This is a genomic window from Nitrososphaera sp. (genome assembly GCF_013388945.1).
In the GTDB taxonomy this organism is placed as follows: Archaea; Thermoproteota; Nitrososphaeria; order Nitrososphaerales; family Nitrososphaeraceae; genus Nitrososphaera.
The window spans coordinates 339,971-364,603 of the sequence record NZ_JACAEH010000004.1; the positions used below are offsets into that span (position 1 = coordinate 339,971).

At 45.6% G+C, this 24,633-nt stretch carries 30 protein-coding genes; 16 read left to right on the forward strand and 14 right to left on the reverse strand.

Annotated features, from left to right (window positions below):
* Positions 1 to 42: 42 nt before the first annotated feature.
* Together HXY31_RS03595 and HXY31_RS03600 are read right to left on the reverse strand one after the other, a co-directional pair.
* Positions 43 to 1,101, reverse strand: a complete 1,059-nt coding sequence (locus tag HXY31_RS03595; protein WP_292639752.1) for a V-type ATPase subunit — start codon at positions 1,099 to 1,101, stop codon at positions 43 to 45.
* A 55-nt stretch (positions 1,102 to 1,156) separates the two neighbouring features.
* Entirely contained in the window at positions 1,157 to 1,393 is a 237-nt protein-coding gene (locus HXY31_RS03600; protein WP_292639755.1) for an Lrp/AsnC ligand binding domain-containing protein, read from the reverse strand.
* A gap of 135 nt (positions 1,394 to 1,528) precedes the next feature.
* On the opposite strand from HXY31_RS03600, the gene HXY31_RS03605 reads away from it, so the two are divergent.
* Together HXY31_RS03605 and HXY31_RS03610 are read left to right on the forward strand one after the other, a co-directional pair.
* A complete protein-coding gene (locus tag HXY31_RS03605; RefSeq protein ID WP_292639757.1) occupies positions 1,529 to 1,672 on the forward strand; it encodes a hypothetical protein in 144 nt (47 codons plus the stop codon).
* A gap of 40 nt (positions 1,673 to 1,712) precedes the next feature.
* Entirely contained in the window at positions 1,713 to 2,144 is a 432-nt protein-coding gene (locus HXY31_RS03610; protein WP_292639760.1) for a winged helix-turn-helix transcriptional regulator, read from the forward strand.
* On the opposite strand, the gene HXY31_RS03615 is transcribed toward HXY31_RS03610, so the two are convergent.
* Both HXY31_RS03615 and HXY31_RS03620 read right to left on the reverse strand, forming a co-directional pair.
* Positions 2,134 to 2,382: a hypothetical protein gene (locus HXY31_RS03615; protein WP_292639762.1), complete on the reverse strand. Its 249-nt coding sequence runs from the start codon at positions 2,380 to 2,382 to the stop codon at positions 2,134 to 2,136. The genes HXY31_RS03610 and HXY31_RS03615 overlap by 11 nt on opposite strands.
* A gap of 54 nt (positions 2,383 to 2,436) precedes the next feature.
* A complete protein-coding gene (locus tag HXY31_RS03620) occupies positions 2,437 to 2,694 on the reverse strand; it encodes a hypothetical protein (protein ID WP_292639763.1) in 258 nt (85 codons plus the stop codon).
* Between the two features lie 306 nt (positions 2,695 to 3,000).
* Between HXY31_RS03620 and HXY31_RS03625 the strand changes: the two genes are divergently transcribed.
* From HXY31_RS03625 to cbiT, 3 genes are read left to right on the forward strand one after another with little or no spacing between them, the layout of a single operon-like run.
* Positions 3,001 to 3,471 (forward strand): hypothetical protein, encoded by a 471-nt coding sequence (locus tag HXY31_RS03625; RefSeq protein WP_292639765.1) that lies wholly within the window; start codon positions 3,001 to 3,003, stop codon positions 3,469 to 3,471.
* 45 nt (positions 3,472 to 3,516) lie between these two features.
* Positions 3,517 to 3,816, forward strand: a complete 300-nt coding sequence (locus HXY31_RS03630) for a hypothetical protein (protein WP_292639767.1) — start codon at positions 3,517 to 3,519, stop codon at positions 3,814 to 3,816.
* 21 nt (positions 3,817 to 3,837) lie between these two features.
* On the forward strand, positions 3,838 to 4,419 hold the full coding sequence (cbiT, locus tag HXY31_RS03635) for a precorrin-6Y C5,15-methyltransferase (decarboxylating) subunit CbiT (RefSeq protein WP_292639769.1): 582 nt from the start codon (positions 3,838 to 3,840) through the stop codon (positions 4,417 to 4,419).
* Here the strand turns inward: cbiT and HXY31_RS03640 are convergent.
* The 4 genes from HXY31_RS03640 to HXY31_RS03655 all read right to left on the reverse strand — a co-directional run bounded on the left by HXY31_RS03640 (position 4,406) and on the right by HXY31_RS03655 (position 7,550).
* Entirely contained in the window at positions 4,406 to 5,242 is an 837-nt protein-coding gene (locus HXY31_RS03640; protein ID WP_292639974.1) for a site-specific DNA-methyltransferase, read from the reverse strand. The two genes, cbiT and HXY31_RS03640, sit on opposite strands and share 14 nt — an antisense overlap.
* 33 nt (positions 5,243 to 5,275) lie before the next feature.
* Entirely contained in the window at positions 5,276 to 6,343 is a 1,068-nt protein-coding gene (locus HXY31_RS03645) for a hypothetical protein (protein WP_292639770.1), read from the reverse strand.
* 26 nt (positions 6,344 to 6,369) lie between these two features.
* Positions 6,370 to 6,954, reverse strand: a complete 585-nt coding sequence (locus HXY31_RS03650; RefSeq protein ID WP_292639771.1) for a hypothetical protein — start codon at positions 6,952 to 6,954, stop codon at positions 6,370 to 6,372.
* A gap of 281 nt (positions 6,955 to 7,235) precedes the next feature.
* On the reverse strand, positions 7,236 to 7,550 hold the full coding sequence (locus HXY31_RS03655) for a rhodanese-like domain-containing protein (RefSeq protein ID WP_292639773.1): 315 nt from the start codon (positions 7,548 to 7,550) through the stop codon (positions 7,236 to 7,238).
* A gap of 475 nt (positions 7,551 to 8,025) precedes the next feature.
* Here HXY31_RS03655 and HXY31_RS03660 point away from each other — a divergent pair, with 475 nt between their 5' ends.
* Genes HXY31_RS03660 through HXY31_RS03670 form a run of 3 tightly spaced genes read left to right on the forward strand, consistent with a single transcriptional unit; the run spans position 8,026 to position 9,619 of the window.
* Positions 8,026 to 8,607, forward strand: coding sequence for a hypothetical protein (locus HXY31_RS03660; protein WP_292639775.1), 582 nt, complete (start codon positions 8,026 to 8,028; stop codon positions 8,605 to 8,607).
* 3 nt (positions 8,608 to 8,610) lie between these two features.
* A complete protein-coding gene (locus HXY31_RS03665; protein ID WP_292639777.1) occupies positions 8,611 to 8,970 on the forward strand; it encodes a hypothetical protein in 360 nt (119 codons plus the stop codon).
* Positions 8,957 to 9,619, forward strand: coding sequence for a hypothetical protein (locus HXY31_RS03670; protein WP_292639779.1), 663 nt, complete (start codon positions 8,957 to 8,959; stop codon positions 9,617 to 9,619). Before HXY31_RS03665 ends, HXY31_RS03670 begins: the two co-directional genes overlap by 14 nt.
* Positions 9,620 to 9,749: 130 nt before the next feature.
* Here HXY31_RS03670 and HXY31_RS03675 read toward each other — a convergent pair whose 3' ends face one another.
* The 3 genes from HXY31_RS03675 to HXY31_RS03685 all read right to left on the reverse strand — a co-directional run bounded on the left by HXY31_RS03675 (position 9,750) and on the right by HXY31_RS03685 (position 14,193).
* Entirely contained in the window at positions 9,750 to 10,481 is a 732-nt protein-coding gene (locus tag HXY31_RS03675; protein WP_292639781.1) for an LLM class flavin-dependent oxidoreductase, read from the reverse strand.
* Between the two features lie 96 nt (positions 10,482 to 10,577).
* On the reverse strand, positions 10,578 to 13,403 hold the full coding sequence (locus tag HXY31_RS03680; protein ID WP_292639785.1) for a DEAD/DEAH box helicase: 2,826 nt from the start codon (positions 13,401 to 13,403) through the stop codon (positions 10,578 to 10,580).
* A gap of 70 nt (positions 13,404 to 13,473) precedes the next feature.
* Positions 13,474 to 14,193 carry a hypothetical protein gene (locus HXY31_RS03685; protein ID WP_292639787.1) on the reverse strand — a complete coding sequence of 240 codons (720 nt, stop codon included), beginning with the start codon at positions 14,191 to 14,193 and terminating at the stop codon, positions 13,474 to 13,476.
* 230 nt (positions 14,194 to 14,423) lie between these two features.
* Here HXY31_RS03685 and HXY31_RS03690 point away from each other — a divergent pair, with 230 nt between their 5' ends.
* From HXY31_RS03690 to tmk, 3 genes are all read left to right on the forward strand, one after another.
* Positions 14,424 to 15,569 (forward strand): hypothetical protein, encoded by a 1,146-nt coding sequence (locus HXY31_RS03690; protein WP_292639789.1) that lies wholly within the window; start codon positions 14,424 to 14,426, stop codon positions 15,567 to 15,569.
* Between the two features lie 46 nt (positions 15,570 to 15,615).
* Entirely contained in the window at positions 15,616 to 16,557 is a 942-nt protein-coding gene (locus HXY31_RS03695; protein WP_292639791.1) for a radical SAM protein, read from the forward strand.
* Positions 16,558 to 16,635: 78 nt separating this feature from the next.
* The gene (tmk, locus tag HXY31_RS03700) at positions 16,636 to 17,271 is read left to right on the forward strand and encodes a dTMP kinase (RefSeq protein ID WP_292639794.1); all 636 of its coding nucleotides are present in this window, start codon (positions 16,636 to 16,638) and stop codon (positions 17,269 to 17,271) included.
* Here tmk and HXY31_RS03705 read toward each other — a convergent pair.
* Both HXY31_RS03705 and HXY31_RS03710 read right to left on the reverse strand, forming a co-directional pair.
* Entirely contained in the window at positions 17,252 to 18,223 is a 972-nt protein-coding gene (locus tag HXY31_RS03705) for a DUF2797 domain-containing protein (protein ID WP_292639795.1), read from the reverse strand. The two genes, tmk and HXY31_RS03705, sit on opposite strands and share 20 nt — an antisense overlap.
* A gap of 81 nt (positions 18,224 to 18,304) precedes the next feature.
* Positions 18,305 to 18,676 carry a hypothetical protein gene (locus HXY31_RS03710; protein ID WP_292639797.1) on the reverse strand — a complete coding sequence of 124 codons (372 nt, stop codon included), beginning with the start codon at positions 18,674 to 18,676 and terminating at the stop codon, positions 18,305 to 18,307.
* Positions 18,677 to 18,946: 270 nt separating this feature from the next.
* Here HXY31_RS03710 and HXY31_RS03715 point away from each other — a divergent pair, with 270 nt between their 5' ends.
* The 5 genes from HXY31_RS03715 to HXY31_RS03735 all read left to right on the forward strand — a co-directional run bounded on the left by HXY31_RS03715 (position 18,947) and on the right by HXY31_RS03735 (position 23,922).
* Positions 18,947 to 20,446, forward strand: coding sequence for an ATP-binding protein (locus HXY31_RS03715; RefSeq protein ID WP_292639798.1), 1,500 nt, complete (start codon positions 18,947 to 18,949; stop codon positions 20,444 to 20,446).
* An 81-nt stretch (positions 20,447 to 20,527) separates the two neighbouring features.
* Entirely contained in the window at positions 20,528 to 20,749 is a 222-nt protein-coding gene (locus HXY31_RS03720) for a hypothetical protein (RefSeq protein ID WP_292639799.1), read from the forward strand.
* 19 nt (positions 20,750 to 20,768) lie between these two features.
* Positions 20,769 to 21,452: a hypothetical protein gene (locus tag HXY31_RS03725; RefSeq protein ID WP_292639800.1), complete on the forward strand. Its 684-nt coding sequence runs from the start codon at positions 20,769 to 20,771 to the stop codon at positions 21,450 to 21,452.
* A gap of 62 nt (positions 21,453 to 21,514) precedes the next feature.
* Positions 21,515 to 22,360, forward strand: a complete 846-nt coding sequence (locus tag HXY31_RS03730; protein WP_292639801.1) for a hypothetical protein — start codon at positions 21,515 to 21,517, stop codon at positions 22,358 to 22,360.
* Between the two features lie 50 nt (positions 22,361 to 22,410).
* Positions 22,411 to 23,922 (forward strand): hypothetical protein, encoded by a 1,512-nt coding sequence (locus tag HXY31_RS03735; protein WP_292639802.1) that lies wholly within the window; start codon positions 22,411 to 22,413, stop codon positions 23,920 to 23,922.
* A 171-nt stretch (positions 23,923 to 24,093) separates the two neighbouring features.
* On the opposite strand, the gene HXY31_RS03740 is transcribed toward HXY31_RS03735, so the two are convergent.
* Complete coding sequence (locus HXY31_RS03740) at positions 24,094 to 24,474, reverse strand: hypothetical protein (RefSeq protein WP_292639804.1); 381 nt, start codon at positions 24,472 to 24,474, stop codon at positions 24,094 to 24,096.
* Positions 24,475 to 24,633 lie beyond the last annotated feature (159 nt).

The following is a 24,633-nucleotide window of genomic DNA, read 5'->3' on the forward strand; positions in this document are numbered from 1 at the left end:
AGGCTAGAGATTGTATAAAAGGTTCTTAGTGCCTGGCCGGCGTTACTGCGGGCCTACCTTGACAAGGCTTGACATTATCTTGTCGGCAGGTATCTTTTGCTCGACGCCAGTTGCAATGGCTGCGAGGTTCTTTATCTCAAAGGCCATCAGCTTGAGCGACGCAAGCATATTGCCCACGGTGAAAACTGCGCGATAAGACGCGGCTATCCTCTTGACAGACATCAGCTCAAAGCCCTGCTCCAGCTGCATGATGGCGTCGATGTCGTTTGCAGCCGCCTTGGGTATGAGGTCGCGGTACGGCGTGTTTGCAAGCTCGCCGATTGCGTCCTGGATCTTCTCCACGTTTATCATCTTTGAAAGCGTCTCGCGGCTTGCCTTTGCAGTCGTAGTCACAATCAGGTCGTTTGTCTCGGCGGCAGAAAGCCCCCAGTACTTTGCCCTGAGCACCGCAAGTATGTTGTAAGAATCGATGTCGACTCCGACGAGCTTTTGCACGTCCTCCAGCTTTGATTCATTCAAAAGCGACCTGTCAAGCGACTTGTAGAACGCGTGGTCAAGGTAGGTGTCAAACAGCCTGACGTCGCCCTTCTCCTTGTATGCTGCCGCGGCTTTTCTTGCGTCCTCGCCAAACTCGCTCCCCTGCAACGACGCTACCGCTTCTTCAAAGTCCTTGGCTACAAGCGCCTTGACTACAAGGTCGCGCCTTCCCACGAGCTCCTCCGCCCTCAGGTTGACCTTTGGCAGCAGGTCGTCGTAGGTCCTGCCAAGCGCCTTGCCCTTCAGTATTATCTTCAGGTTCCAGGTGATGTACCTCACGAAATAGGCATTCAGAACGGCAGCGCCGGACGCAATTGCGACCATCTTGGCGTGCGTGTTAACCAGGTGCTCCCTGAGCGCGCCTTCAACCTTCTCTGCGGTGAACGGCTTTTGCAGCTTGGCCAGCACGTCGAGGTAGACCGTGTTCTTCATACGGGTCACGAGCTCTTCAACGTCCCTTGACTCTGCAAGTGTCTGGAGCGAGGTCCTCGACAGCATCTTGCCGCGGATAGTGTGGGCAAGAACGGTGCCAAAGATCTTGTTGGGGGTGCTGACCTTGGCCATCGTTCTCAATGCCCGGGGCGCTTTATTTATAGATTGGCGAGCGGGAAAAACCTGCTTACAGGCGTATGTTGTAGACGATGCTGGTAAGAATGGAGCCTATACCTGAAATCATGGCCATGTTCCTGATAGTGTTGCGGAGCTCTTTTTCGTCCTTTGTCTTTACCTTCAGCACCATGTCGTACGCGCCGGTCGTGGGGTGCGACTCTACCACTCCCTTGACTTCTCTGACCTTCTTTTCTGCGCTGGAGACCTTGTCCGGGTAGCACTTTACAAACACCAGGGCGAAAGTCATGTCCGGTACTATGGCATCCAAGAATTAAATGAGTTTCGGACATGATCTAAGTGGGCTGAAAATAATGTGCAGATCATGAATTTCCGGAAAAATCCGTCGCAACTTTTTTGAACCATGCGCGCGAAAAAACATGACGTGCGCAAGATCCAGCTGGTGTACAGGTTAAAGCGCAAGGGCATAAACACCGACGAAATCATCCCGTACCTGTTCGTGCTTGCGCCCATAATCACCGTGCTTTTCGTGATGCTTCTTTGGTCTGCGACCGGCGCAGGCCGGTAGGCCGCGGCAGGGTTATATCCTCATTTCTGGAAGCAAGACTGTGCCAGTTGACCTGGATGACACCGACGTTGCGATATTAAAGTCCCTCATGGAGGACGGCAGAAAGTCCTTCCGGGCAATCTCACGGGAGATAAGCGTGAGCACGCCGACTGTCAAGGCCCACTACGAGCGTCTCGTGAACATGGGCCTGATAAAGGCGGTCAAGCCCGAGATAGACGTTTCAAAGATAGCGGGCCCCGGCAGGGATCTTTTCAAGGGCCCCGTCACCAAAAAGGTCAGGCTCGAAGGGTTGAAGGTAAAGATCAAGTGCGAGTTCTGCGGCGGGCCCGTACACGGCGCCCCCAAGGTGCTCAGGTTCGCAGGCCTGGAGCGCTTTTTCTGCTGCACGTCATGCAGGAACGGCTACCGGGAAAAATATGCAGGCAGGATCCAGTCGCTTGTAGAGCAGCACAAAAGGCGGCCTAGCCGGTAGGCGCCAGCTGCACCGTCTCTTTCTTGGCCCTTCTTCTGTCGCCCGTCTTTCTGGTCATGCTGTCGACGGTGCCAAGCGCAAACACGTACCTTATCCCTTCTGCCTTCATCTCCGGCGTCAGGAGCGAGTTCATCTTTTCCACGTCGCTTTTCACGTAATCCTCAGAGTGCTTGTTGGTCCTTGCGACCACGTACTGCAGCTCGTCGCCCCTGTACTTGTGGATCTCGAAAACCTGCATTGCTACCACTTGCAGATGCCAAAGTAAATTGCAGGTGTCAAGAATTCTAGGGCTTTAATCCTCAAAAAGCTTGACAAGGCCTGATGAGATCTTTTTCGAGAAAGCCAGAATTGCAAAGTGGATTCCAAACCCGATTGCGGCTGCAATCGCAATGCTGACGCCTGACTGGTACAGTCCGATAAAGAGGCCGACCGGCGGGAGCGCAAATATCATGGCAAGGGCGGTGCTCATCCACATCGACCTGGCGACGAGCTCCGGCGTGAGGTTCTCAAAACTTCCGCTCTTGAATTTCAGCGCCTGTCTGCTTCCCACGATATTATCTTGAAAAACGTACAGAATATTAATATTAGCACGCTAAAACATTCAATTATATTATCACGTTAAGCAGGTTTTACATCACGGCGAGCTTGAGGCGCTGCAACAGTTGCATCAAAACCGCCCTCAATTCGTAATTTCTGCGATGTTTTAGTCCTGCATTTTCAAGGTTTGTCTGCAGTATTTTCAACATATCTTGATATCCATAAAATATGTTAGTTATCGGGGCCGGCCGCCGCGAAAATTAGCACGAAAACCCGCGACAAAATAAACTTAATTAGCATCAACGACAATTACAGGCAGATGCAAACACCGGCGCTATCTTCACAGGAAGAAAAGGCACAGCTGGAAGAAAAATACGAGAAGCTGATAGACCAGTTCGAGCAAGAGACGGCGCAGTACGACAGGCTCTCTAGGATCGCTGCAATAGCAACGTTTGGCGGGGTCCTTGCGTCGATACTTGTTCCATTGCTGTATCTCACCGCCACTGCGGCAGACCCGTTCAGGGCGTTTGTCTCGGGTCCGCTTCTATACATAGTGATAGGCGGCGTGCTTGCAAGCAAGGTCGCGCCCAAGCTGGTGATAATGTACGCCAACCACAAAAAGCACGAGGTGTCGAGGCTGAAATACAGGCCGGTGACAGGCGTGTGCATGTGCGACCTCTACCAGTACCGCACCCACCTGCGCAGGATGGAAAAGTCAGACACGCCGGGCGAGCGCATGAGGCACGCCAAGCTGGCTGCGTACTACAAGCACCAGATGGGCTGGGGCTAGCCGCAAGGCATTTTACCGGCTCAAAAATAACCAGTAAAGGCTCGATTGACCAGCCTAGACAAGGTATACTACATGCGCATCGCACTTGGCATAATCGCCGGCGTGATATCCGGTTTTGTCATCGCCCCCGAGTTTGACCAAGGCACGTCGGTAGGCATCGCCTTTGGAGTCGCAATAGCCTTCTTTGGCATTTCAATTGGCATCAGCAAGGGCATGACAAAGGACCAGCCAAAGGAGGTCAAGAAGAAGGCCGGCTACGACGGCATCGTTCCTTTCATCTTCATGAACTTGGTGTTCATGATACTTGTCTACTCTGCGCTGCACCAGGGCACCATTTTAAAATAGCCCGTTCCCATTACGGCTGGCATGTGGGACTCTCGAACGCCCGGCATCCCAGACGAGCTTTTCGAGCGCACCGAGGAGGTCCCGATAACAAAGGAGGACGTGCGCGCGCTTGTCATAAGCAAACTGAGATTGAGAGAGGGCCAGTCTGCCATCGATGTAGGCTGCGGCAGCGGAAGCATCACCGTGGAATTGTGCCTGCAGACAAGGGGAGAGGTGCACGCAATCGATTTTGACCAGAACGCGATAGAGCTGACGAAAAAGAACCTGAAAAAGTTCGGCGTCAGCGCGCACGTCGTTCAGGGCAAGGCGCAGGACGTATTGCCTGAGTTGCCGCAGGTGGACGCAGTAGTCGTCGGCGGGACGTGGGGCGACGCCGGCAAGGTGATAGAGCTTGCAGTCGGCAGGTTGAAGAAGGGCGGCCGGATAGTGATAGACACCATCCTTATCGAAACGATGTACCACGCCCTTGCCAAGGTAAGCGAGCTACAGCTGGCAGACATAGATGTCACGCAGGTCACGATTGCAAAGGCGCGCAAAGTAACGACCGGCACTATGATGCTTGCGAGGAACCCCGTGCTCCTAATCTCGGCTACGAAACCCTAGCTATCGCGGTTTCCAGGTACTCTTTATCAATCTCAAAGCCAACGAACGACACGCCCAGCTTTTTAGCGGCAACCGCAGTCGAGCCAATGCCTGTAAACGGGTCGCACACGAGCCTTGCATGGCCGTGAAGCTTTATGCACATCTCTGGAAGTTTCACCGGAAACGTCGCCGGGTGCGGCCTGTCCTTCTTGCTCTGGATTGTTTCATACGGCATGAACCAGGTGTTTCCCCGGTCGCGCCTGTCCTGCCTTGCCTTCTTCCACCTGCCGATGTTTGACTTGTCCTGGTACGGGATTCCGACTGCCAGCTTGTCCATCTTGGCGTCGCCTGCCTTTGTGAAATGAAAAACGTACTCGTGGCAGTCGTTGAGAAAGCGCTCGCTTGAGATGGGCTTGTAGTGGCCGACGGCGATGTCGCCGGATATGCCCGGATAGTTGCCGACGTCTGCCTTGGAAATCGCAATCGACTTGACCCAGTGGACGACGTTTTGCAGGACAAAATGCTTTCGAAGCGCCGACGCGACGTCCCATGCTATCCACTGATCCTTTGGCCTGTTGCCTATGTTCAGGAAAAACGAGCCGTCGTCGGCAAGCGCGCGCCTGACCGCAATGCCGACCTGCCCCATCCACTCCAGGTACTTTTCCCGCGGGAGTTCGTCATGATACGAGTTGTAGCCGATGCCGATGTTGTACGGCGGCGAAGTAACAACGACGTCGACTGACTTTTCCTCCACATCCTCGTTGAGGCCGGCCACGCAGTCTTTGAGGTAGAATTCCGCGCTCTTGCCCCCGTATCGCACGACCCTGTACGGCCCGCCTCTCATGTACTGCAAGATGCACGCCGGCCGTGCATTTATCTATTTCAAAACTGCAAGTTCTGCCCTTTGCGCCATCTTTTGGCCGACGAGCGCGCCGACTATGCCCATGGAGGCAGCAGGCACGGAGACGAGCGGGAACACCGTCCCGAGGATGTCAAAGTATATGAGCGCAGTCAGGCTCGCCCACACGGTCCTGTTCTGCATGGCTTCCTCGTACGTGTGCGTTATGAGCGGGTAGTAGAGGACTACAAAGGCAAGGCCTGCAATCGCCCCTGCAACAAGGATAGAGTATGGCGAATTCCAGCGCGACATTACAACGTCGGCGCAGGCAAGCGGGATCAGCGCTGAAACATAGAACGGTATCGTGGACCATAGCGCGTCGTTTGGCAGGATTGACGTCAGCGTGCCCACGAAAATGAAAGCCGCGCCAAGCACGGTCACGGCGCCGGGCCGGCGGCCAAAAAGCGCGGACGCTGCAACTACGATTGCAGCAGTTATTATTGGAAAGCCAAGCGTCGCCACTATTGCGCCTGCGCGGGGCTCGGGGTTAAAGTCGAAAAATCCCGTCTTGGAAAACGGCAATGAGAACATGTGGATTGCGCCCGCTGCAGAGATCCAGACAGGCAGCAGCGCGACCAGTACGAGGGAAAGCGAGAGCGCCTTGCGGTCAAGCCTCGGGTACGCAGTAGAAATGCCGATAGCAGCCGCCACGCTGCTTGCCACCATGCCGCTTACAAGCACTGAATGCGGCGGTGAAAGCAGGCCGTCAAGCCCGAAAGCCGAGTGCCAGGCAAAGTCGATGGGGCCGGCGGCGAGCAAAAGCGATACGCCGGCAAGCACGAGCTTTGCAGGCCAGCTCGTCCTTTTTGCAGCCCGCGATGCAGAGATGACACTGATTGCGCCTGCAAGCGCGGTCCCGGCCCCTGAATAGAGCGCGGCATGAGGCGGCGAAAAGAACGTCTCGGGCTTGTTGAGCAGGTGGTTTGTCACGTCCCACGTGCCGCCCGATATTGCGACCAGTATGCCGAGGCTTGAGATGACGTACCCTGCGACGAGTCTCCTTGCGGGCTCGTGCATCACGTCAAGCAGGCCGCGCTGGTAGTTCAATGGCTATCCTGACGAATCCGAGAATTTTAAGGCTTTGTCACCGTGACTTCATACACGTCCACATACTCGTTCTGCTGGTCCAGTATGCCGCCGGCGGGATAGTGCGCCTGGTCACCGTTGTGGGGCAGGCCGACAGCCTTGACAAAAATAACGAACCTGCCCTCGCCCTCGGGCTTTATCGACAGGTCGATGTTGAACGCCTCGCCGGGCTCCCAGGGCCGGCTCTGCGCCTCGATAGCAGGGTAACCTGCTTCGATGTTCTGTATGCCGGTGTAGCTTGCGGCTATCGGGTCGCCTCGATTTATCGGAAGAGGAGTCTGCTTGAAGTTGTGGTCGTTGACGGTGGCTATGGCAGTGCTGGTCGCGTTGGGAAACGCAATCGACACGAGCTGCAAATCCGCGGGGTCGCCCCTGTTCGCCGCGCTCACCCTTATCGAAAACTCGCCTCCAAGCGCAATCGTGTCGTTTGAAAGCGTCACGCTTGTTATCACCGGCGCCGGCCTTGGCGGTACAAGCGTCAGCAAATAGGGCTGGGGCAGGAAAAAGACTGCAAGCGCAAAATAGATGACTACAGCTGCGACCGCCCCGCCTGCGACGAGCCTGGTGTTCACTGCGCCTTGGAAACATTCATTCGCTTAAATTATTTCATTGTTAAAATGACTTTTTCCACGCTCATTATGCAACAAAAGCGTTGCATAACTCGTTGTATAGTCGATCATCCCGCAAAAAATCATTGGTACTAAATTTCATGAAGCAAACAATCAAGTATTACTATAAAATTTTCCGACTTTAATATTTGTAATATGGTATATCTATCCCCCTACTACCTCAGTGCTTTCCCTATGTCCTGCATACCATACAGTTCAGTTGTGAACATGTAGCTTCTTGTCTTTTACTTCTTTTTGCCGTTGGCTTCTTTCCAAGCTGCATAGCCGCCTTCAATTGTAATTGAATTAAAGCCTGCTTTGCCAAGTTCGTCAGCTCCAATATTCCCTCTATAACCTCCATTGCAGTAAGTGCAAATTGTCTTACCCTTAAGGTCATTTAATGCGCCTTGTCGTGCTTTTCTTATTAGTTGTCCGAGCGGGATATTTGTAGCTCCATCAATTTTGCCCTCTTCTGCCACTTCATCAGCCTCCCTGACATCGATAAGAACAAAATCATCCTTTTTCGCTACGAGATCTTTTGCAGCTATCTTGTCTGCCATACTTGTCTAAGTCAACAATGGCGGATTTGCTATTTGAAACCTGTTGTTGCAACGCGTGCGTATTTTCTGCACATATTCGCAGCTGTGCAGCTGTGGAACACTTATTAGCTATCCCTTGAACCGCATCTAGCACAATCAAGCACCGTTACTATACTATATCAATAACTGTTCACGTATTTACTATTGTATGAGTTTAGCTACTGACATTTTTTGTGCATTGGGTCAATGCTGGATAGGTGAAGGCATTGACGGCATATACGTTGTCGCAAGTACTCTTCTTGAAATTGCCATAAAGCTATCACCACTGTTTGGTACGCTGTACTTTGGATACTGGCTGTTCTTGGTGATCAGGACAGTGAAGGAAGGCAGCCCGGAGCCAATAATGAACCATGTGATGTTTGTATGGCAGGTGATCACTAGCATAGTTCATGCCTTCATGAGCTTCATCAAGCTCTTTATACCGTGAGGTGTAAACATGATAGACATCGAATTTATCATTGAAATTCTAAACAGCGAGGTCGCGGTCTTCGGAATAATTATGGGGATCGTGGCTTTGCTTTCAAAACTTGTTATCCCCAAGACGCTACCGGCAATAAGGAAGATGTTGGATAGGCGGCAGCCAAAAGACAGCAACATACCAGAAAGCCTTGGTACTCTCAAGGTTTTCATTAGGAAGGGTGATCTGATAAAAGAGTCGCGTGGCAGAATACTCAAGGATGGCTCAATAGCAGCTGACGGAAAGACATGGGTGATTGAACAGATTAAACCTTACCTGCTTACAAAGGGCCGGAATTCAAGACCAGCTGTCTTTCTTGATGCAAGCAAACAGATTGAATACAGGTTCAAAGACGCCGCAGAAAGTAATAGCTCAGAGAAGCATGAAGATATTGCCGGCCAAGCTACTGACCCGCATTTGCTCAAGCAATTCTCAGACAGTATAGTAATTCAGAAACTGGCAGCGGCCAAGCCCGACAAAACAATGATGTATATGATGTTTGTGATGGGAATGTTTGCACTCATGATGCTTCAGCAATTCATTCCTAAGGGAGGACCATGAGAGATGAGTGAGCAAAAGAAAGATCTGAAAGACACTGAGCCCTGGACTTCTGTGGTCCTAGCAACAAGAGCTCTAACAAATCCACAGGGTAACGAAATCTTCACGCTAACGGAGCTGAATGAAGCCGAGATAAGGTACGGCGTTCAGGCGTTAATTCTGGCTGATGCTTTCAAGACAGATCTATTGAAAAACGTGGTAGTCAATCTAGCAATACTGAAGAGAAGTCGCGACAGAAAGGGAGAATCTAGTGTCATCAAGCTTGTAAGGAATGCTAGCATGAAAATGATGCAGAATGTCCAAATGAGTAGGTTTAAGCGGGTGATGTCAAATAGGGACGATTATACTGACTATGACAAGGATTGATGAGCTCAGAAAGCAGGAGCGGCAGCTTACCAAGCTAATTCTGAAGTGGCATAAAGAAGGCGAATTCAGGCTTGTTTTGATATATGGAACCGGTGGTATAGGGAAAACAAGCTATGCAATGCAGTGCGTCAAGCAGGTGGATCCCGAACATTACAGAGATCGGTTCATTTTTCCTCCGAAGGATTTCGTTGATACTGTAAGCTGGTTAAAGAACAATAACATCAGAATACCCGCACTTGTTTGGGATGACATGGGTTTCTGGATGTATACGCTTGATTACAATGATCCATTTGTCAAGTCGGCCGTCAAGTTCTTTAACGTAGCTAGAACCGTGGTATCCTGCATAATTGGAACAACTACAAGCATGAAGATGTTAACAAGCTCTGTTAGGAATATGGATGCGCTGACTGTGAAGGTAGTGGCAGCAAGGGATAACCCTTACACATCACTAGCTAAAGGCTACAGGACATCACTCCAACCAAACCTTATGCGGCTAGTAAAGACTGTCTTTGAAGACGAATATCCCAGATATATGGAGCAAGACGATTATCGGTGGTACAGACCTGTCAGGGATGGCTATGTAAATGAAGCGATAAAGTTGATGCAAGAATCATTGACCAGAAATCGAGTAGACCTTAGGGAAGCATAACATGTATTGAGAAACTGCTATTTAAGAAATGCCTGACATATTATTTTACCAACGAACTAAATATTCATGAAGAGTTGATTGATCCATAGGCTCTGGGAAAGTGAAAACCATCGAAAAGGTTAATTCTGAATTAAGAAAAACAAGGGATCACATCTTTGGCAAATGTACCAAGGCTTGCCAAGTAATTTTCTTGGTCTCCTCCGGGATAGATGGCAATGAATTCGCATCCCGCCTTTTCTAGATCATCGATCTTTTTAATGTAAGATGAAGGGGTTCGAGACCCGCTCATATGATAGCCAAAGCTAAAATTCCTTTCTATCTTTTTTGCCTTTCTGATTGAACGAATGCGATCCGCCAGTAGATGGTATTCGTCTGACTCGATATTGGAAGGAATCCAGCCATCCGCCAAACTGGCAGCAACCTTTATCATGAAGGGTCGTTTCGTCCCCACCCAAATAGGTGGATGCGGAGATTGAATACATTCGAAATGAGGTCGGTTCTTTATTCGTCCTGATCCAACTGCTTTAAGCAACGATGAGATTGTTGTAATGCCTTCTCTGGTTGCCCTAACTCTGTCTTTAGTGCTAGTCCACAAACCGAAAAGATCGAATTCATTCTTATGCCAACCTGCACCAATGCCAAGAATAGCTCTACCATTAGAAATCATATCTAAAGATGATATAAGTTTAGCAGTATTAACAGGTCCTCGTAAAGGCAAGGGTGTTACGCAAGTGCCTAGCTTTGCCGTTTTAGTTAATCCTGCAAGATAGAACAATACAGAAAATGCGTCGAGTGTTTGATTGTTATGTGAGTAAAGAATATGGTCCCACGTTAGCACAGAATTGTAGTACGAATCCGCCATTTCTGCAATAGATCGAAGTATCGAAATGCTACAGAACCGACCATAATTTGGATATACTATTCCGAATTTCAATCGATCACATACTCTATTCCGATTCTACGATCTACCATGACCTGTCAAGAGCGACCTAATTTCATCATATAGCACATGTGCGCACGTCATATTGTCCGGAAACAACGCTTCGATGTCTTCCCTTCTGATCTGTACTAGTGTTTTTTTGCTTGTCTTCATGAACCTGCTTAACTTTATTGCAGTGCTACGACCCATATGGGGAAGACCTGACTCCATAAGTCCAACAGTGACCGGATCTGAACATCCCAGTTTGCAGAACTTTGCCAGATCTTTTATACGCTTTCGCTGACTGTTAGTCATATGTACAATACCGTCGGATATCGCAGACATCGCTGAAATAATCCAGTATGCGTCCTCTCTAAGCGATTCTTCAATGAACGCTGCATCAGTTTTACGCAGGCCTGTCAGCTCAATAATCCTTTCAGTGTCATATGCGTTAATCCAATACCACAATACTGTGGCAAAATGTGCTGCAAGCTTAGTGTCATCATACTGCTCCATAAGGGACTGATCTTGTTTTACTATTTGTTTCACCATTTCTGCATTAGGATTCACCTTGACTGCTGACATAATCTCATCATATGCTCGCATTTCCTTAGGTACTCCTACCAGTGCAAGAACAAGAAGGTCAAATTTCTCTCCACTGAACCGTCCTTGAATAATTTTTTTACAGTTATCAATAAGATTCTTGATGCTAAAGGGGTAGAGCATCGATTGTGTCACGAGTCTACCGGTGGGTTTCAAGGTCAATTTTCCGCTCCTATCCTCTAGAAAATCAAACATCCTCAGCTTCTTTATCTCCCATGAGAGTCTTTTTGGAAGCTTTTCTTTATACTCCTCATCCGCAGATCTCCAAAACCATAACTTTTTCATTTGATCTATCAAGTCTGCTTCACTCTTTTCATCACGGTCCAAAATGCCCAAAATTTCTGCCTGGACAGCATACCTTGTCTGAGGCACGCTTCTGACAAATTTTGTCATGGCTGAAACTAGGCGCTCCTCATCACTTTCAAAATAAACTTTTCGCAGTTCTGCAGCTTCTTCTTCGGTTAGGGCTACTAGGATGCTTTTGCCTTTTGAATCAAAGTCGGGTCTTCCAGCCCTTCCGGCTAGATTCCGGTAGCTTGAGACAGGCAGTTTCCCTCTAAACCTTCCTCTTCTTTCCTGCGGAAAGGGAAATATCACCATGCTTACTGGCAAATTAACGCCAGCTTCAAGAGTCGTGGTAGCAACTAGAGCTCTTATTGCCTTGCTTTTAACACCCTTCTCTATTATGCTGCGATACTTAAGCGGCAATCCTGCATGATGATATGCGACACCAAATTGAATAAGTTCGATAAGATTGCGAGCATACAAGGGCATTTCAGGTTCGATATCTAAAATATGACTGATCAGATCCTCTCTCAAGCTAGTGTCCTTCATGCGAACATTGCGGATATCAGGGAGGAAATGTTCGGAAGATCTAAGAATATCACATAATTCTTGGGCAACCTCTTCTACCTTGGATCTGGAAAGAGAAACTACCATGCATTGACCATCCTTTATTATTTCCTCCTGAATAAGGCGTGCGGCAATCGTTACTCTCTTAACATGGTCGTTTCCTGGAACAGATATAACAGGCATTAGATATGCCGAACCATCTTTCCTATTCAATCTGCCATTACAATAAATCATTTCATCCAGATCAACTGGACGCCAACTACTCTTAACATAGTTGGCCTCTAGCCATTCAGAGAAATCCTTTACATCGGTATCGTTGACCATACCAGATAACGCAACGATCTGGGGTCCTTTTCCATTAAGATTTTTGAATTGCGTTAGTATGAACTCTAATGGTATTCCTCTCTCCTCTTCAGACATTTTATGAACTTCGTCCACAACAAGGGAGCCTATCTTATCCTCAGACAAGAGGTTTCTTCTAGTGATGCTGCTAAACTTCTCGTATGTCGCAACAATAACCTCTGCATCATTGAGGTTTTCATCCGTCTCCGGATGTTCTCTAGTAGAAATGGCAACAGTTTTTCCAGATTTCAAAAGCAAATCCTGCATTTTTGCAGCAACCTCTTCGACAAGACTTCTTGTCGGTCCCAAATAGGCGACTTTGCTTTCTCTAGTCGCTTTTGAGGCGAGTAATGATGACAAGAATGTTTTTCCTGTTGCAGTATTTGTACAGACGACCATTTTCTGACCTTCAAGAAAGCCTTTGTTTACCACTTCCATTTGAGGTGTCCAAAGCTCGATCCTCTTCAAATCTATGAGCCTTTCTAAGGCACTTTCTGGCAGTGGGAGATGGAGTATACTTCTATTTATTGCAGAATTCATAGCCATGCAGCATAATCTAACAACCATAGAAAGCCATGATGCTGAATCGCTGTCTCGAGCTACATTCTGAAGATCTACTATGACAGAAGCGAGTTCAGAAAGACGACCTCGATCCTTTCTAACTATTACTTCCTTGTACTTCAAAATCAGATCGAGCATGCCAAGCAATATCACTCGATCATCTTCCTGTGTTGGATAGTCTAAGCTAAAGCCAAGCTTATTCCTAGACTGTAATCTTTCTAACGCTCGAAATACATCATTTGCAGCCTCCTCAATGTTAGCTAGGTCACGTAAACCAAAATATGATATTGCGTTAGTGTAGGATTTTGCAATGTACTCTGAATTGCTGAATGCCTTTTCTATGGGTAAATTTGTGGCAAGCAAACTTGTATAGGCTTTTCTGCTTCGGGGTGCTTCTCCTGCTGCATCGAAGGCTAGGCCTGTTATTGCAAGATACACAGATTCATATTTCTTCGAGATAAGTTGCCGGTTGCAAAGGTCCTCTAAGGTCTTGGCAGATTCTATCAACTGGTTAGGATCACTTTTGCTACGAAAAGCACTAGCGATTCCTGCTAGGCTTCTCGCTAAAAGTGCAGTATCAAGACTTAGGTTCGACAAACTTACCACACATCGATCTGGTTATTACTTCAAGATTATTAACTCCGACTATGTGAATTTTTATATTCTGACCATATTCCGGAAGTGGGGCTGGAAGTCCAGCCATACAACGATTAAAGACGTCTGTTGTGCAGTATTTTCCATCAGAAAATACCGAGATCTCCAATTGATAGCTGCACTGCTCTAAAGATTCCTTCAAAAATAGATATTTGTCGTGAAGCTCTGATACATCGCCGCCTGTAGCCTCATAAGAATTCATATTTTCAGCAAAATCTGCTATTACTCTGGAGAGACTTGTTAGCACATGATCAAGATCTGATTGCTCCAATGCTTCAGTACATTTGTCCATTATTACTTGATGTTTGATCATTGCAGATTTTATCTCACTATGAACGTGCTTGCTCTCTGCTACAAGAAGTTGTCTACGCCCCGCGTTCTCCATTGTGACTATGAGATCAAGACCTTTAGAATGACTTGAACCAGATTTTCTCCACTTTATGAACACGGGCACATGACCGTTGCTAAGAGCCATATCCTCGAGCAAAATTTCGCCTATAAGGCCTTTGACATCATTGTAGTCCAAATAAACATCTTCGATTTTTTCTGAGAGTTTGATGCCTCTCGCGCCAATGTTTCTTATTACTCTTGTTCTATGTATGTTCGCCTTTCGTTCTCTCTTCTTGCATTCTGCCTCGCGCAATAACACTTCCAACGCTTCCGACTCCTTGCTTTCGATGGTTGATAATATGTGTGTCCCAGTTCCCCGATTACTCCAAATCCTTGTTGAGCTATTGTTGGCATAGATGAGACTGAGAGCTCTACTAGGCATCCGCTGGTGTAGGATTCGACGAAATAATAAATATTGTTACAATAAACGAGGATATGCCTGAAAACCTTATAACGTGAGCCCACTTCACGATATCAACTACAATGCGCGTCATAGTGACCGGACAGTCTGGTCTTAGCAAGAAAGCGTTTCTTGATGCCGGTGCATCGTTCTGCAATCAAAAGACTATTCCGTCCGATTCAAAATTCAGTTTTGACCCTTTAGTAAAAATTGATGATAAGATCCTTGCCCAGGCAAGCATAGATGGAGTATACGATCTTGAAGATAGAATGTGTAAAACAGAGGATTTACGGTCGCCAAATTATCTTGATATGTCTATGAAAAGATTGAACGGTTTCAAGGGTAGAACACTGGAAGTAATCGATGCAGAAAGCAAGGGTCATAGGAATACCATCGTAGGAATGCATATGACATACTTTAGAAAGAACAGCATATACGAAGTTGCTGATTGGAAAATTCTGCGTAAATTCAAACCAGATATGATAATAACTTTGATCGATGATATTTACAGCATTAAGAAGCGGATCGCTGAACGGAATGAAGAAACCGATTATGTTAGGGCGCTTTCATTAAAGGACATAGCATGGTGGCGAGAAGCAGAAATATCCTCTTCGAAGAACCTTGCAGACAATCTTCTAGATTCTCCTATCCCGCATTATGTAATTGCAGTTTCACATGGTCCTCAAATTATCCTTCAGCTGATGTTTGAAAGCAGGCACGCATTAAAAGACAATGGCAAGCGGAAGGTCTATGCAAGTTACCCTATTAGTTTGGCAAAGAGTGATAAGAAACTAAAGGAAGAAGCAGATCTATTTGTCTCTAACTTAAAACGCCACTTTATTGTATTTAATCCGGGAACAATAAAAGAAAAGGTTCTACATGATGGATTTGTGGAGAATTTCCGAAGACCAGTACCAGATGGTATTATAAAATTAGATGGTGAGGAGTATCAAGTCAGTGACATTGCTCAGGTTATTGTAGATATTAACGGACAGATTATCACACGTGATGAACGCTTGATAAATCAATCTGACATGGTCGTGGCTTATCGACCTGCAAAGTCTATAGGTTCGGAATATGAAATAAATTATGCACAACAGACTGGCTCGATTCTTACGTATGTATATCATCCCATGGAGGATGGAACAAGCCCATTTGCAACTGCCTACAAGGTCTATCACCAGTTTGATGAATTCATGAAAGAGTTACCTAACTTTGGAAGGACATAGTTGAGGTAACTTTATAATTTGCATTTGTTATTGGTGAGTGTTGATCGTGGAAGGGAGCTCTGGGAGTGCTACTAATATTCAGAATCTTCCGTTCAATTTTGACCTACAAGCACATTGTTTTGTCAGAAAAGGCGATGCGGACCTCAAGCTCGATTTGCCAGTATCAGTAACATTGCAAATAACAAGAAGATGCAATCTCGAATGCATTTACTGCAGCGAAGACCTGCAGCTTCGGGAGTACGATACTGATACAGTCAAGAGGATGGTTGATAATCTAAGTGGAGTTAGTCGAATAATAGTTTCTGGGGGAGAGCCTACTTTGCGAAGAGACTTGGTGGAGATCCTAAAATACATCAAGGACAAGGGATTTCCAACTATAGCAGTTGCTACTAATGCTACTGTTATAACAAAGAGTCTTGCAAAAGAACTCAGCTCCGTCTTGAGTTATGCTGATGTGACCATAGACGGCACCCCTGAGATTCATAATAAAATAAGAGGACAGTTTGATAAGGTGTACACAGGAATTCGGAACTTGGTGGAGGCCGGCGTGGATGTATCGCTTGTAAACGTCCTCCTTTCTGACAATAAATCAGATCTCGTAGACGTTTGTCAGATGGCTGACAATTTGGGAGTCAGAAAGCTGAAGATTCTCTCACCCATCCGAAAGGGTCGAGGAGCCGATATCCTTTCCCATGGTCTAAGCTCAGAAGAGCTAAGTGAAACATATGAAATGCTAAAACTGGTAAAAAGGGAAAGAGGATGGAAAGTAAAAATAACGTTAACAGATTGGGAAAGAGTCAGGGAAGGACATGCCATACTTATTCATCCTGATGGAGACATCGTTGCCTCGCCAGTTCCCTCGGAGGCAACATGCATAAAGAAATTTGGTAACATTTTAACTGAGCATATAACCGAGGCATGGAAGCAATATCCGTATGTTCAAAACCATATCCGGAAATACTTTGAAGAAAGTCTACTGGTATGCTAAGATGGAACGACCATGCATGATTAACATCAAAATTGGCAAAGAGCTTCTGTGCCTGGCCCGGTTATGGTCGATGACTACTTGACCGAACAGAAGCAGAACATATCTCGGTTTGGCATTTTTTTAGTTTTCGAAGGACCTCATGCTTCTGGCAAGAGCTACTTTGCAAAAAGATTGATAAACCAGATGTCTTCAACAAACCTGCAATTCGTTTATACCAAAGAACCTTATGATAGCAAGCTAAAACCAATAATAAGAGAACTATCGACAAAGAGATCTAACGACCCGTTTGTACTCTTTTATCTCATAGCTGCTGACAGGGTGCTTCATCTTCGTAAAGTGGAGGATCTGTTATCATCCGGCGTAAATGTAATTTCAGATAGATACATACATTCAACAGAGGTTTACCAACGGATGCAGGGAATTCCACTTAAGCTCATACATCATGTGAATAGTCTGACAAGGCAACCTGACTTGCTTTTCTATGTGAATACTCCTTTTGCAGTAAGAAAAAAGAGGATCCTGAATAGGAACAAGAAAAGTAAGGACCTTTTCTATCAGGATGCATACCTAACCTTGGAAAATGATTACTATCTTCAAATAAAAAGAAGGTTAATGCGTAAGCCATATGTCACCATTGTTGACGGACAGTCAAAAGATGACATATATAAGATCAAAAAAGTTATCATGAAAAAGCTCAGCCAAAAAAGTCTGTAATGGATCTTTGCGAAGTAATTGACACAGCATTATTATGATCGGAGGCTATCTCAATTTCACTTATTTTTCCACGCAGCTCTCTTATATCGAAGACACAGAGCCGGTTTTGCATTTCAAGGCAAAATAGAGCCCCTTTCATACCTGCAAAGTGTCCATGAAGATCATCTATCGAATTAAGTCGCGAAACCGATCCCTTAAACGCCAATCCATAGAATTGTTGGAGATCTCTAATTATCGGTTCTTTCACCGCCAATGTTTCACCGTATTTATGCATGATCCATTCCGCAATAGTCTTAACTCTATTGTTATATTCTTTCTTAATACTTTGTTCAGGGTTGGTGGTATCTTCAAATAATCTCTCGTTCTGAATAGAAATAGATTTTAGCTTCTTCTGAATCCTAACTCCTTTTGTAACTTCAAATTCCTTAGACACTGCGCTTTCTATCTCTCTTGCAATAAGACCATTAGGTGCAACAGCTATTTCCGATGCGTAATCTGCTCCCTGTTCTATCCACCTTTTAAGTAGTCTGTCCTTTTTCGATACTCCAACCTTCATCATATCTCCAAAGAATGTAATGTATACCGAAGTAGGCGTGACTTCGCAGACATTCCACATACTCTTTATGTTAATGCACTCACTGCCATTGCAAATCATACATGGAAATAGAAGGTCTTTGTTCTTGCATCTGCTACATTGAATTCCTTTTTCCACTATGGATTTCGATGGGCAAGGCTCGTAGTGGTGATACTCGTCCTTAACATGATAACCTACACAATACCTACTTTCGCCTGTTTTCCAAACTAGAGTCTTTCCGTATTCGAGGTTGATGGTTGATACAGAATCATCTCGTAGGTTCCGAAATATTAGCAAAGGGGTATAACTAGGTGACAAATCAAAATCAACAAATATCTTGGCACTAGCGCTGTTGGATGATTCTTGCAATTCTGTCACTCTCAATCTATCCTTTTATTTAAAATTAAAGTTTCTGGAATACTCTATTTTCCTATAAACACGATGTCGTTCTCTGGTCGATCACATGGAAAGCTGTATCAAGCCATGTTCAAGCTGCCTACGGTGATAGTTAGTTCTGGATGCTGGGTGAGGAAGGTAATGAATATCTATACTTCTACTCTTTGCAATTGCCTTCATTAGGCAGTTATACATGTACCTTCCAACGACTATTATTCTATATCCCTGTCGATATCTCCTTTGTATTTTCCTAATGACTTCTGGTTTGATCCTGCCCATCTCTTCCTCATGTCGAGATCCCCACAAGTCCATGAGTAGGGCCTCAATATTATGTGAGGATAGGATTCTTCGGAGTACTTTGCCTGAACGGGTTTCATATGAAAAAGGTTCTTTGTATCCTTTAGGATATCCGCCTATTATCAGCAGCTTAGCCATACTATTATTTTCTTGCATAATATAACAAATTAACGTCAGTAGAATATGTCTTTATTGTTTGAAATAGCTAACCACAATTACCTAAAAGGCAACGACGTAGGTAGAAAGTTAAGGACGAAAGTTGGTATTCACAAGGAAATGGGGGTCGTGCAAAACTAAATTGCGATCTCATTCCTATTGATCGAATGTTGTATTTTCTGCTGTGAGCTAGTAAGGCTTGTCAATAGACTGACAAGGTGTTTATAAATAACTTGTCAAAATATCTACAATATGGGTATCGCGATTGACTTGGTTGACCAAAATCCTTGGTGGAAGAAAAGGGAGGTCATCGGCCAGGACAAGCATCTAACTGAACTTGAAAAATCCAGTGTCAAATGGCAGCCAAGAATAAGATACAAGTTCAATTTGGGCAAAGACATTGTATACACATTGAGGGGTCCAAGACAAGTAGGAAAAACTACCTTGCTAAAGAGTATGATTAGAGATTTGCTTGGTAAAGTTCCTGATCCACGATTGATATTCTACTATACCTGCGACCTCATCGACAATCCAAAGGAGCTAGTAGGTACGGTCAATTCCTATCTTGATTCGACTAGACCAGATAGAAAGAAGAGAGCATATCTATTCTTGGATGAGATCTCATCTGTAAGGGACTGGCAAAAAGCGATAAAGCACTTATCGGATACTGGCAAGCTGACAAATACCACAATCATTCTTACTGGCTCCCATACACTAGACATCAAGAAAGCTTACGAAAAACTACCCGGAAGGAGAGGAATCTTAGACGATGTTCCAGACAAGATCCTTCTGCCTATGAAATTTGTAGAATATGTAGAAACCATAAATCAGGATTTGCAAAAGACGCTATCTAAGCAACAGATAATTGCATCAGGGCGCAGAATAAAGCTTTTACAGGAACTTAGCAAGGGCAACGTTCCGAAAGAAATCAAAGAGTTGTCGTTGTATTCTAAGGATCTCGAATTGCTGTTCAACAGCTATCTCATGACAGGAGGAATACCTAGGGTGACTGATGAGTATCTAAGGACTGGAAAGATATCAGAAGGCATCTACAGGACGTATATCGATGTGGTTTTAGGAGACCTTGCGCGGTGGAACAAGAAGGAAACTTATCTGAGACAAATCCTGCGAAGGATATTCATTACAGCCGGAAATCCGGTTAGCTGGAATACCCTAAAAGATGACACTGATGTATCTAGCCACAACACCATCGCCGAATATATCGACACTCTGAAAGACAGCTTTGTCCTGTATTATGTTAGCTTTTACGATATTGCGCGCAAGCTGCCTTCGTATCAGAAGAACAAGAAGATACACTTCTACGATCCATTTTTCTTTCATGCACTTAGAGCGTGGATAGGTGGTCAAGATCCGTTTGTAGCAAGCATAGAATTTCTAAAGGACTCACAGAATGTTGGAATGCTGACTGAGAGTATTGTTGGTTCGCATCTGATAAGACTCGCGTTTTGCTTGAGCCAACAAAAACAGCTCTTTGATTATGAGAATTCCCTTTTCTACTGGAAGAGTAGCAAGGACAGAGAAATAGATTTTGTTATCAAGTTAGGCGATAATTCAGTTCTACCAATTGAGATTAAGTACCAATCTAGCATCTTGAAAAGTGATAGGTACGGAATAATAGATTTCAAGAAGAGTTCCGGCACAAACAAGGGTATACTATTGTCAAAAGACAAAACCGAAGTAAAAGCAGGGATAGTGACAATTCCTATCTGGATATTTCTGATGCTCATCTGAAGCATAGTCTATAGCACTGTTCATGGTCACTAAGGACACTGTGCTAAACGCTTATCTTGAACTGTTCCATGAATATTATACATGGTTACAAAACCAAACAAACAATCCAAGCACGCAGCCATAGTGGCTTTTTTGGCAACACTTGGAGTGATTGCCACTAGCTATGTAGTGCCGGCGCCGGCGTACGCGCAGACATCTACGCAGACCATGGACATGACGCCGCTGGTGTCGGTAATAGTGGCAATCATTCCCGTGTTCATCATGATTGCGCTGCTTGACAAGCTGATGGGAAAATTCAAGTAAAGAGGAAGATGATGCAATAATGAAAATACAAGACGCAATCCTGATCGCAGCGTTTGCAGTAGCGGTCTTTATGGCGGCTACAGTTCAGTCAATCTACGCCTTGCCTAGCCCGATAGTCTTTCAACGCAGCATACCTTTCTCTGTGTTCAACACAACATCCGCTACAATCTACACCGCAGACAAACCCATCTCGCCACCATTTGAAATAGATATTGTGAACCAATTGACTTATGAGGCTACAGGAACCAAGGCAGCAGTGGTAAAGTTCCAAGATGCAACAAGCGGCCCAATGAATGCGCTTGAGATAAAGGTGTACAACAACAAGGCCATAGACATTCTGTGGACAGACAAGACTACCGGTTCAAGCACAAAGATAGGAGGGATGACAAGTGAGGACCTGCAGGCATTTCCAAAGGAGATAATTGTAGAAAACCAAGGCTCATCTCTTGACATCAAGCTGATGGATGGTACATCGATCATAGACAGCTTTGTCCTTCCAAGCAACTTCAAGATAGTTGCAGTAAGCGGGTATGGAAATGAGGCCGGAGTGGCAACTGACGGCTTTGTCACTGTCTATGTCGGAGGACTGAGCCCGACAAAGATGGTAAGCGTGAGCGTGAACGTGATGGTGCCACTGCTAACCGCGATAGTGACAATAGGAATAGTTTTCACCCTCTTCAGCAAACTAAAGAAGAAAATATGAGCGGCAAAATCCCCTCCCATCAGCTTATTTTTCTGGTTACTGCAATATGCGTAGCGATGACCTTGGCAGTCATGGTATGTCTGCCTACGTACGCAGCCAATCCTTCCTTTAATTCTACAAAGGCGTTTGAATACATCGCAAGCAATTACAACTCTACATATGGCCTAGTGAGAGAAAACGAAAATACTGACAGGTACTGGCTATGGACCGATAATATTCTCGCTAGCCATGTCTTAAAAGATTACGACTATGCCAAAGCTACAAACATTACCAGCACAATTAGACATTATAATGAGCTTTACGACCTTGATTTCAGACATCCGGTAGGCTCATTGTTCGACCAAGTAGCCTTTTTCAATTCACTAACCGATAAGAACGTGGTAAACAACATCTGGATCTCTGATTCTGATGGTTCTGTTGAGCTAGAATGCAGCGATTATGGAGATATCGCATTTTACAAATCCATCTACTATTACAAGGCCGGCAAAGTGGCTAATGCACGATCATGCTATGATAAAGGAGTCAACATGTTTGACGGTATTGGCATAAGAGATAAGGCGTTTGCTGCTGACGGGCAGAGATATAGCTCCTACAAAATTGCACTTTGGAAGATTGCCAGCAACATAACTGGCTTTGGAGAAGCAAAAGATGCGTTGACAATTATCTCGTATATGCAGAATTCTACGACTGGAGGTGTCTATACTCACTACCGTGCCGACATGTTGCCGGATAGCCAGACTAATGTTGAAACAACTTCGTTAGCAATACTGGCTTACAAAGGCATGGCATTTTCTGATGGAATAGCCAAGCCGGTTGATGGCAGCGATGTGCAACTACCTGTACTGCTGGTTGGAATGTTTATTGTTCTTGGTTTTGCGATAATCTTATTAAAACGGTTCAGAAAATGACATAGAACCGTGCATCATACTTATCTTGAACTGTTACTAACGTAGTTTGTATGCGTGAATGCGCATACAAGGCAAACAAAACGAAAGAAGCCGCACTAGCTCTTGCAGCTATTGCGCTGGTTCTGTCAGCCTCACTTTTTGTCATGCCTGTACAGCAGGCTGCGGCTGCCGGACCATCACATACAAGCATACAGACAAGGCTGAATCTGGCAAAGGGATTCATCGACAACATATACAAGAACACATACAACGCAGAAGTTGATACAACAAATGAAGCATTGTTAGCAGAGTATCCTTCGATACCTATCTGGGTCGTACACTCTGATGGCAGAAGGATAGCAGCTGGAGAAGATGTCAACGTCAAACTCGACATAAAGACAAGCTACATTGATGCATACAGCGAGACGGGAACAGACACAATACAGTACCAGATTAGGTTCAGGACAGTAGATGTTTTCGGCTCGACTTGGGACAAAGTGCCTCTGCTGTTTGTCACCGTAGACTATGACTATGGCACAAATAGGAATGTAAAAGTTACTGTAAAGAACCAGCAGTGGGATTCCAACTCTAAAGTCTCATGGGCTGATGTCTACTTGGGATCTACCTATCTTGGCAGGGCAAGCTCTTCAAATGTCGGCACAACTTGGACATATACAAGTTCAGTCAACTTTGGCAACGACAACTTCTTCAGGTCACATAGGTACATTGAAAGGCATGGCACGCAACTTGGCATGGAATACTACAACATCTACGACACCAATAGAGCTCTTGCGCTGGGAGCAAGGCTAAGCAACCAAGGATATACTTTACACAAAGACATCTATGCTCCAATGTTTGGCAGTGGCTACAGCTTGCCGTACAACTATCTGTATGAATCGGGATCGACAGGCGTGTACCGGGATTGCTATACAGAGCCTACAAAACATGACAGGTCGTATCAGTACCATAGCAAGGTTTGCAACAATGTGGATCTGTACATCTACAACTCCGCAAATGGCGATTGGCTAGTTCCTATGCTGTGGGCTCTGCACTTGTTGAACAAGGGAGTTGGACCAGACACACCTATGTACGATGGATGGAATACAAGGTCGCCAAGGCAGGTTGCAAGGATGGCAGAATCGCACTGGATTGCAGATTATGGCATTGCATCGCCAACTAGCAGCACTGTAGCTAGCGGAGTCAGAACGGCTGCATTTCTGGCACTTGAGACAAAACTTGGATATGGCCTAGGCGATACTACCAGTAAGACATATGCAGACAAGGCAGCAACCGCGCTATTGAACCCGCAAGTTGGCAGCAGCCAAGTCATAAGAGAGAATGAGGATGGCAGCAGCACTACATTCACAAGGCCGCTGTTCAAGGGAGGATTTCTGACAGCATGGAATGGCTACAACATGGTGGCAAAGAAATCAATTCTGCAACAGATAGCAGATTGGTTCAACCAACCCGATGAGACGCCCGATGTTAAGCCGTCAAATGCAGAAACAACGATAACCATCGCACAATCACTACGTGTCTATGACTGCTATGTCAATGGATACAACTGCCTGAACGTGCCATAGATAAACATACAAAAAGCCTTTAATCTTTCATTCCCTTTTTCTTTTGTCACCATATGACCAGAAAATACAAGTTTCTAATTGCTGGCTTGGCATCATTTGCAATCTTGGTATATGTTGGCCTGTCTTGGATAATTGCTGTCGGGGCCGCGCCACCATAAAGAAAAATGATGGCTAGAGAGTAGCAATTTTTGGCTTCTTTATCTCGCCGGCAAGCATTAACTTTCTGACTTCATCCAAGCTTAGAGCAAAGCCTATGTGTATGCACTCATCGCTTTCGCATGCAGGACATCGCAGCTCGCCATCAACTATTCTCACTTCGATTATCTGCCGCTTTTTGCTGTCAAATATCCCGACTTTGTCATCATACAGTCCAAATTTAGAAAGCCTGGGCATTTTCTTGCTCCATTCCCTGTGGAGGTTGAGCAGGTATTCTAGGAACATGTTAAGCCCAACATCGGTCTTTGAAGACGTAGAAAGCTTTTGCCTCTCCTGCATGATCTCTTCAAAGACTTTTTCGCTTACCGTTAACGACTTTTGGCCAGTTCGTGGCATTGATAAGTTATACACGGTGCATCATATTTAAATTGAACGGTTACAATTACGGTAACTGTCCCCTGCCTTTAACCATTTTTCGGAACGAATTGCACCGTTCATAAGAATAAAAAGACACGGTTACTTTATATACAAGCGAACTGCTATTACTATTGGCGA

Coding starts and splice junctions, on each gene's coding strand:
- HXY31_RS03625 (WP_292639765.1), top strand. CDS start 3,001: ATGCAAACACCGGCGCTATCTTCACAGGAAGAAAAGGCACAGCTGGAA.
- HXY31_RS03725 (WP_292639800.1), top strand. CDS start 20,769: ATGAAAATACAAGACGCAATCCTGATCGCAGCGTTTGCAGTAGCGGTC.
- HXY31_RS03670 (WP_292639779.1), top strand. CDS start 8,957: ATGACAAGGATTGATGAGCTCAGAAAGCAGGAGCGGCAGCTTACCAAG.
- HXY31_RS03655 (WP_292639773.1), bottom strand. CDS start 7,550: ATGGCAGACAAGATAGCTGCAAAAGATCTCGTAGCGAAAAAGGATGAT.
- HXY31_RS03690 (WP_292639789.1), top strand. CDS start 14,424: ATGCGCGTCATAGTGACCGGACAGTCTGGTCTTAGCAAGAAAGCGTTT.
- HXY31_RS03735 (WP_292639802.1), top strand. CDS start 22,411: ATGCGTGAATGCGCATACAAGGCAAACAAAACGAAAGAAGCCGCACTA.
- HXY31_RS03720 (WP_292639799.1), top strand. CDS start 20,528: ATGGTTACAAAACCAAACAAACAATCCAAGCACGCAGCCATAGTGGCT.
- HXY31_RS03710 (WP_292639797.1), bottom strand. CDS start 18,676: ATGGCTAAGCTGCTGATAATAGGCGGATATCCTAAAGGATACAAAGAA.
- HXY31_RS03665 (WP_292639777.1), top strand. CDS start 8,611: ATGAGTGAGCAAAAGAAAGATCTGAAAGACACTGAGCCCTGGACTTCT.
- HXY31_RS03675 (WP_292639781.1), bottom strand. CDS start 10,481: ATGGCGGATTCGTACTACAATTCTGTGCTAACGTGGGACCATATTCTT.
- HXY31_RS03600 (WP_292639755.1), bottom strand. CDS start 1,393: ATGACTTTCGCCCTGGTGTTTGTAAAGTGCTACCCGGACAAGGTCTCC.
- HXY31_RS03615 (WP_292639762.1), bottom strand. CDS start 2,382: ATGCAGGTTTTCGAGATCCACAAGTACAGGGGCGACGAGCTGCAGTAC.
- cbiT (WP_292639769.1), top strand. CDS start 3,838: ATGTGGGACTCTCGAACGCCCGGCATCCCAGACGAGCTTTTCGAGCGC.
- HXY31_RS03715 (WP_292639798.1), top strand. CDS start 18,947: ATGGGTATCGCGATTGACTTGGTTGACCAAAATCCTTGGTGGAAGAAA.
- HXY31_RS03640 (WP_292639974.1), bottom strand. CDS start 5,242: ATGAGAGGCGGGCCGTACAGGGTCGTGCGATACGGGGGCAAGAGCGCG.
- HXY31_RS03740 (WP_292639804.1), bottom strand. CDS start 24,474: ATGCCACGAACTGGCCAAAAGTCGTTAACGGTAAGCGAAAAAGTCTTT.
- HXY31_RS03595 (WP_292639752.1), bottom strand. CDS start 1,101: ATGGCCAAGGTCAGCACCCCCAACAAGATCTTTGGCACCGTTCTTGCC.
- HXY31_RS03660 (WP_292639775.1), top strand. CDS start 8,026: ATGATAGACATCGAATTTATCATTGAAATTCTAAACAGCGAGGTCGCG.